6 protein-coding genes are annotated in these 7,077 nt (G+C 75.0%); all 6 read left to right on the top strand.

Features of this window, described 5'->3' with window-relative positions; translation table 11 throughout:
• Positions 1-36: 36 nt before the first annotated feature.
• The 6 genes from OG550_RS02725 to OG550_RS02700 all read left to right on the top strand — a co-directional run bounded on the left by OG550_RS02725 (position 37) and on the right by OG550_RS02700 (position 7,019).
• Entirely contained in the window at positions 37-261 is a 225-nt protein-coding gene (locus tag OG550_RS02725) for an MbtH family protein (RefSeq protein ID WP_327674082.1), read from the top strand.
• Positions 262-340: 79 nt separating this feature from the next.
• Positions 341-2,170 carry an ABC transporter ATP-binding protein gene (locus OG550_RS02720; RefSeq protein WP_327674079.1) on the top strand — a complete coding sequence of 610 codons (1,830 nt, stop codon included), beginning with the start codon at positions 341-343 and terminating at the stop codon, positions 2,168-2,170.
• Positions 2,163-3,905, top strand: a complete 1,743-nt coding sequence (locus tag OG550_RS02715) for an ABC transporter ATP-binding protein (protein ID WP_327674076.1) — start codon at positions 2,163-2,165, stop codon at positions 3,903-3,905. The genes OG550_RS02720 and OG550_RS02715 overlap by 8 nt, the downstream gene beginning before the upstream one ends.
• A gap of 107 nt (positions 3,906-4,012) precedes the next feature.
• Positions 4,013-4,852, top strand: a complete 840-nt coding sequence (locus tag OG550_RS02710) for a siderophore-interacting protein (RefSeq protein WP_327674074.1) — start codon at positions 4,013-4,015, stop codon at positions 4,850-4,852.
• Positions 4,849-5,913 (top strand): FecCD family ABC transporter permease, encoded by a 1,065-nt coding sequence (locus OG550_RS02705; protein WP_327674072.1) that lies wholly within the window; start codon positions 4,849-4,851, stop codon positions 5,911-5,913. Before OG550_RS02710 ends, OG550_RS02705 begins: the two co-directional genes overlap by 4 nt.
• Entirely contained in the window at positions 5,910-7,019 is a 1,110-nt protein-coding gene (locus tag OG550_RS02700) for a FecCD family ABC transporter permease (protein ID WP_327674070.1), read from the top strand. The genes OG550_RS02705 and OG550_RS02700 overlap by 4 nt, the downstream gene beginning before the upstream one ends.
• The last annotated feature ends 58 nt before the right edge of the window (positions 7,020-7,077 follow it).

The following is a 7,077-nucleotide window of genomic DNA, read 5'->3' as shown; positions in this document are numbered from 1 at the left end:
ACCGTCCCCTTCCCCACGAATCACAAGGAGAACCAGATGAGCGCCACCAACCCCTTCGAGGACGACGACGCCCGCTACCTCGTGCTCGTCAACGAGGAGAACCAGCACTCCCTGTGGCCCGCGTTCGCCGAGGTCCCGGCCGGCTGGACCACCGTCTTCGGTGAGGACACCCGCCAGGCGTGCACCGAGTACATCGACGCCAACTGGACGGACCTCCGCCCGGCCAGCCTGATCGCCCGGACCGAGGCCGCCTCCTCCTGACCGCCCCGGGAGGGGACGGCCGCGCGCCGTCCCCTCCCGTCCTGTCTCCCCCCGCACACACCCGACGGATGGCCATCGCGTGAGCACCCATCAGCCAGAACCCGCCGCCGGCCCGTCCGACGGCCTGACCGCCGAGCAACTCGCCGACGAGGAACTGGAGCCCGGTGCCCTCTCGGCCGAACGCCGCCGCCGGGCCCGCGCCCTGCTCCGCGGCTCGCTCCGGCCCCACCGGGCCACCGTGGCCGCCGCCATGACCGCCGCGGCGATCCGCCAGCTCGCCCTGCTCGCCGTACCCTGGTGCGTCCAGAAGGCACTCGACGACGGCATCCAGAAGCACGACAGCGGCGCCGTCCTCACCTGGGCCGGCGCCACCGCGCTCGCCGCCCTCGTCCAGTTCGCCGGCCTCTACGGCTGGCAGTACTGGGCCGGCTACGCCGACGCCAAGGTCGGCGCCGACCTCCGCGCCCGCCTGCTGCACCGGCTCTCCGGCCTCGACCGGGCCGCCCTCGCCTCCCGCGGCCACGGCGACCTCGCCATGCGCGCCACCCGCGACACCGACCTGGTCCGCGAGTGGGTGCACGGCCTCGCCGTCTGGGTCGTCCTCGGCGTCACCTTCCTCACCGTGCTGCCCCTCATCGCCGCCCTCGACCTCAGCCTGCTGCTGGTCGCCCTCGGCACCCTGCCCTTCCTGGTCTGGGTCAACGTGCACTTCCCGCGCCGCTTCGCCGCCGCCAGCGGCGAACTCGCCAAGGCCCACGGCGACCGCGCCGACGCCGTCGCCGACCTCCTCCAGATCGGCACCGGCCTGCGCGGCACCGGCGGCCACCGGCCGCTGGTCGACCGCCACCACGGCGCCAGCGCCGAGGTCACCGTCCGGACGGTCGTCGCCGCCCGCATCGAGGCCGGCTGGGCCGCCGTCGGACCGTTCGTCCCCCGCCTCGCGGTCGCCGCCGGCGTCGGCTTCGGCGGCCTCGCCGTCCTCGACGGCCGGCTGACCATCGGCGGACTCACCGCCTTCACCTCCTGGATGGCCATCGTCACCCTCGCCACCCGCGTCCTGGTCGACCGCCTCCTGGAACGCGGCCAGGCCGACGTCGCCGCCGCCCGCATCGACGAGGCCCTCTCCATCAGCCCCGTCGTCGCCGAACCGCCCGCCGACAAGGCCCGGGCCCTCCCCGCGCACGGCGAACTGGCGTTCACCGGCGTCACCGCCGTCCGCGACGGCCGCACCGTCCTCGGACCGGTCGACCTCACCGTCCGGCACGGCGAGTTCGTCGCCGTCTCCGGCGCCACCGGCTCCGGCAAGAGCACCCTGCTGCGCCTCGCCGTCCGCCTGGACGACCCCGACGGCGGCGCCGTCACCTACGGCGGCACCGACCTGCGCGAGGCCCGCCTCGACCAGGTCCGCGAGCGCATCGCCTACGTCGCCCAGCGACCCGTCCTGCTCTCCGGCACCGTCGCCGACAACCTGCGCCTCGGCCGCGACATCGACCAGGAGACCCTGCACGAGGTGTGCCGCACCGCCGGCATCCACGACCAGCTGGCCGCCATGCCCGACGGCTACGACACCGAACTCGGCGAGGGCGGCACCGCCCTGTCCGGCGGCCAGGTCCAGCGCCTCGCCATCGCCCGCGCCCTGCTCGGCGACCCCGCCGTCCTGCTGCTCGACGACTCCACCTCCGCGCTGGACACCACCACCGAGAAGCTCGTCCTCGACCGGCTGCGCACCTGGGCCGGCCCCGACCGCACCGTCCTGTTCACCACCCACCGCTCCGCCGTCCTGGACACCGCCGACCGCGTCGTGACGCTGGAATCCCCGCGCGGCGGCACCACGGGCGACAGCACCGCCACTCCCGAAGGGCCCGACGCCGTGACCACCCCGGACGCCATGGAGGTGGCCCGTGGCTGAGCAGCCCCTGCTCAAGGACGAGGCCGACGAGCGCGCGGTGCTCCGCCGCGCCTGGCCCTACCTGCGCCCGCACCGCGCCCGCCTCGGCGTCGCACTCGGCGTCGGCCTCGCCGACTCCGCCGCCCTCGTCGCCGTCGCCCCCCTGATCGGCCTCGCCGCCAACTCCCTGAACAGCGGCGACCGCGGCGGCCTCGGCCTCGCCGTCGCCCTGCTGGCAGTCCTCGCGATCGCCCAGCTGGTGCTCGCCCGGGTCGGCGAACTGCTGCTCATCAAGGGCGGCGAGTCCGTCGTCCGCACCCTGCGCGAGCAGGCCGTGGAGAACCTCGCCACCGCCCCGCTGCGCTTCCTGGAGACCCACCGGAGCGGCGAACTGCTGCGCCGCGCCACCGGCGAGGTCGCCGCGCTCGCCGCGTTCGTCCGCATGCACCTGCGCAACCTGGTCTCCTCGGTCGCCACACTGGCGTTCACCCTGGTCGTGCTCGCCGGCTACTCCTGGCTGCTGCTGCTCGTCCAGCTCGCCGTCTTCCTGCCGCTCACCCTGCTGGTGACCCGCTGGTTCCAGCGGGACGCCGCCTCGGCGTTCGGCGGCAAGGCCACCGCCGAGGCGACGGTCGCCGCCACCTTCTCCGAGACGCTGACCGCCCGTGAGGCCCTGCAGACCTCCCGCGGCCTCGCCGGCTGGACCAGGCGCTTCGACCGCGAGAACCGGCACGCGGTGCACGCCGCCCGCCGCGCCCTGCGGGTCGAGAACCGGATCGACCTGGTCAGCCTGATCGAAGGCGCCGCCCTCGTGGTGCTGCTGCTGGTCGGCGGCTGGCTCGTCACCCGGGACAGCGTCAGCGTCGGCACCGTCGTCGTCTTCGTCGTCGCCAGCCGCAACCTCTTCGACTCCTTCGCCGACATCTCCCAGCTCGTCGGCGAGGTGCAGACCGCCCGCACCGGCCTCGCCCGGCTGCTCGACCTGCTGGCCGCCACCACCCCGGAGCGCCGCCCCGCCCGCGCGGAGGGCCTGCCCGCCCGCGGCGACCTGCGCTGCACCGCCGTCGACTTCGGCTACCGCGCCGAGGGCCTCGACCTGCACGGCCTGACGCTGGACTTCCCCGAGGGCAGCCGCACCGGCGTCGTCGGCGAGACCGGCTCCGGCAAGACCACGCTCTCCAAGCTGCTCTGCGGCCTCTACCGGCCCGACGGCGGCGCGGTGACCTTCGCCGGCACCGACCTCGCGGACATCCCGGAGGAGCAGCTGCGCCGCCGGATCGTCCTGGTGCCGCAGGAGGTCCGCCTGGTCTCCGGCACGATCGCCGACAACCTCGCCCTCGTCCAGGGCGCGCCCGACCGGGCGCGGATCGAGAAGACCGTCGACGAACTCGGCCTGCGGGAATGGCTGGAGGACCTCCCCGGCGGCCTGGACGCCGAGGTGGGCCAGCGCGGCGGCAACCTGTCCGCGGGGGAGCGCCAGATCCTCGGCGTCGTCCGGGCGGTGCTGGCGGACCCGGCCGTCCTGGTGCTGGACGAGGCGACCGCGGACATCGACCCGGTGACGGCGGCCCGGCTGGAGCACGCGCTCGACGAGCTGCGCTCCGACTGCACCCTGGTGGTCATCGCCCACCGGCCGGCCACCATCGCCCGGCTGCCCCGGGTGGTCCGACTGGACGGCGGACGGCTGGCCGGTGACGAAACGGCAGGTGGGAGCCGTGGATCCGGCACCCCGGCTGGTCTTGAAGTCCGAGGTTAGGCTAACCTAATCGAACGATCGCCCCGTGCCGCCGCCCCGGAACCGCTCCGGGACGGCGGCACGGGACTGTCCGGGCCTGCAGACACCTCCACGGAATGGGCTGACCGATGAACACCGACACGGCACCGCCGCGCATGCGGATCGTCCGCCACCCGCTCAAGTACCGCCTGCTGGAGGTCAAGCAGGTCGTCCGGGTCACCCCGGGCACGGTACGGGTGACCTTCGCCGGCGACGCCCTCGACGGCTTCTGCGAGCAGGCCCCCACCGACCACGTCAAGCTCTGCTTCGCCTTCCCCGGCGACGAGCTCCCGGTCGAGCCCATCGTCGAGAACGACACCTGGATGGACGCCCCCGAGGGCATGTCCGAGCCGCTGACCCGCGACTACACCATCCGCCACTACCGGCGGGAGGCCAAGGAGCTGGACATCGACATGGTCCTGCACGGGACCGGCGTCGGCTCCAGCTGGGCCGCCGCGGCCGAACCCGGCATGAAGCTCGGCGTCTTCGGCCCCCGCGGCTCCGAGGAGATCCCCTTCGTCCACGACTGGTACCTCCTCGGCGCCGACGAGACCGCCCTGCCCGCCCTCGCCCGCTGGCTGGAGATGCTCCCCGCCGGCGTCAAGGTCCTCGCCTTCGCCGAGGTCCCCGGCCCCGAGCACGAGCAGGTCCTGGCCACCGCCACCGACGCCACCGTCACCTGGGTGCACCGCGGCGACGCCGGATCCGGCGGCACCGACCTGCTGGAGCAGGCCATCCGCGCCGCGGAACTGCCCGAGGGCATGGGCTTCGCCTGGGTCGCCGGCGAGGCCAACACCCTCAAGCCGATCCGCCGCTACCTGCGCAACGAGTGCGGCCTGACCAAGAACCAGGTCGACGTGGACGGCTACTGGAAGCGCGGGGTGGCCAACCACGACCACCACGAGGACGACCACCAGCCGCACGCATGAGCACCGACACCCTCCGCAAGCCGGCCCCGGCCCGCAAGGCGCCCGCGCCGCGCGGCCGGGCCGGCACCGCCCGCCGGACCGCCTGGCTGCTCGGGGCGCTCGCCCTGCTCGCGGTCCTCGCCGTCGCCGGCATCGCGATCGGCGCCCGCTCGATCGCCCCCGGCCAGGTCCTGCACGTCCTGCTCAACCGCGAACCCACGTCCGAGGACTGGATCGTGGTCCACCACTCCCGCATCCCCCGCACCCTGCTGGGCATCGCCGTCGGCGCCGCCCTCGGCATCTCCGGGGCCATGATGCAGGCGCTCACCCGCAACCCGCTCGCCGACCCCGGCCTGCTCGGCATCAACGGCGGCGCCGCGGCGGCCGTCGCCGCCGGCACCGCGCTGTTCGACCTGCGCACCTTCGGCTCCTTCGTCTGGTTCGCCCTCGCGGGCGCCGCCGTCGCCGCCCTCGTCGTCCAGATCCTCGGCGGCGGAGGACGCGCCTCGGCCACCCCGGCCAGGCTCGCCCTCGCCGGCACCGCCGTCACGGCCGTGCTCACCGCCTTCGTCAACGGGCTCATCCTGCTCGACCCGCTCACCCTCAACCGCTTCCGGTTCTGGCAGGTCGGCACCCTCGCCGGCGTCGACTCCGCGGTACTCGGCCAGGTCATCCCGTTCCTCGCGGCCGGCGCCGTCCTCGCCCTCTTCCTCGGCCGGCCGCTGAACGCCCTCGCCCTCGGCGACGACGCCGGGCACGCCCTCGGCGCCAACCCCACCCGCACCCGGATCCTCAGCCTGCTCGCGATCACCCTGCTCTGCGGGGCCGCGACCGCCGCGGTCGGCCCGATCGCCTTCATCGGCCTCGCCGTCCCGCACCTCGCCCGCCACATCTGCGGACCGGACCAGCGCTGGATCATGCTGCTGTCGGCCGTCCTCGCCCCGGTGCTGCTGCTCGGCTCGGACATCGTCGGCCGGCTCGCCCTGCACCCCGCCGAACTCCAGGTCGGTGTCGTCACCGCGTTCATCGGGGCCCCGCTCTTCATCGCCCTGGTACGCGGCCGGAGGATCGCCCAACTGTGAAAAGCCCCACCACGGTCGAGCGGCCCGCCGACGCCGCGCCCGCACCCGCACCGCCCGCCCCCCGCACCGCCGTCCCGCTGCGCGCGGTCCGGCTCCCCGGCGGCCTCTCGCTGCGCTGGCACGCCCGCGCCACCGTCGTCGGCCTGCTCGTCCTCGCCGCGCTGTGCGGAGCGGTCGTCTGGTCCCTGACCGCCGGTGACTACCCGCTGCCCGTCTCCGACGTGGTCGAGGTGCTCACCGGCGGCGGCCGGCGCGCCGACCGCTACATCGTGATGGAGGTCCGGCTGCCGCGGCTGCTCACCGCCCTGCTGGTCGGCGCCGCCCTGGGGCTCGCGGGCGCCCTCTTCCAGACCCTCGCCCGCAACCCGCTCGGCAGCCCGGACGTCATCGGCTTCACCGTCGGCTCCGCCACCGGGGCCCTCGCCGTCATCCTGGTGATCGGCGGCAGCGCCGCCACGGTGGCCGGCGGAGCGGTGGTCGGCGGCATGCTCACCTCCGTCGCCGTCTACCTGCTCGCCCGGCGCGGTGGGACCCAGGGCTACCGGCTGGTGCTGGTCGGCATCGGCGTCAGCTCGCTGCTGTCCTCGCTCAACGCCTACCTGATCGCCCGCGCCTCCTTCAGCGACGCCCAGAGCGCCGCGGTCTGGCTCACCGGCAGCCTCAACGCCCGCGGCTGGGAGCACGTCGTCCCGATGGCCGTCGCCGTCGCCGTGCTGCTGCCCGCCGCCGTGCTGCTCGGCCGCCCGCTGCGGATGCTGGAGATGGGCGACGACGCCGCCTCCTCGCTCGGCGTCCGGACCGAGGGCGCCCGGGTCTGGCTGGTCCTGATCGGCGTCGGCCTGACCGCCGCGGCCACCGCCGCCGCCGGCCCGATCCCCTTCGTCGCCCTGATCGCCCCGCAGGCCGTCCGCCGCCTCACCCGGGCCACCGGCCCCAACCTGCTCGGCTCCACCCTCCTCGGCGCCCTCCTGCTGGCCGTCAGCGACGTCTCGGCCCAGCGCCTGCTGGCCCCCACCCAGCTGCCCGTCGGCGTCCTCACCGGCGTCGTCGGCGGCTGCTACCTGGTCTGGCTGATCCTCGGCCAGTGGCGCGCCAAACGCGGCTGACCCCCAAGGGACCGCGGAACACGCGGTGAATTGCGACGGGCCCGGTGGACGATCCACC

It is taken from the genome of Kitasatospora sp. NBC_00458 (genome assembly GCF_036013975.1).
Classification (GTDB): Bacteria; Actinomycetota; Actinomycetes; order Streptomycetales; family Streptomycetaceae; genus Kitasatospora.
Note: the sequence above shows the minus strand (reverse complement) of the source record. Positions and strands in the feature narration are given on the sequence as shown.

Bases quoted from the DNA above. Each gene is read 5' to 3' on its own strand.
- OG550_RS02710 (WP_327674074.1), top strand. From the start codon at position 4,013: ATGAACACCGACACGGCACCGCCGCGCATGCGGATCGTCCGCCACCCG.
- OG550_RS02725 (WP_327674082.1), top strand. From the start codon at position 37: ATGAGCGCCACCAACCCCTTCGAGGACGACGACGCCCGCTACCTCGTG.
- OG550_RS02705 (WP_327674072.1), top strand. From the start codon at position 4,849: ATGAGCACCGACACCCTCCGCAAGCCGGCCCCGGCCCGCAAGGCGCCC.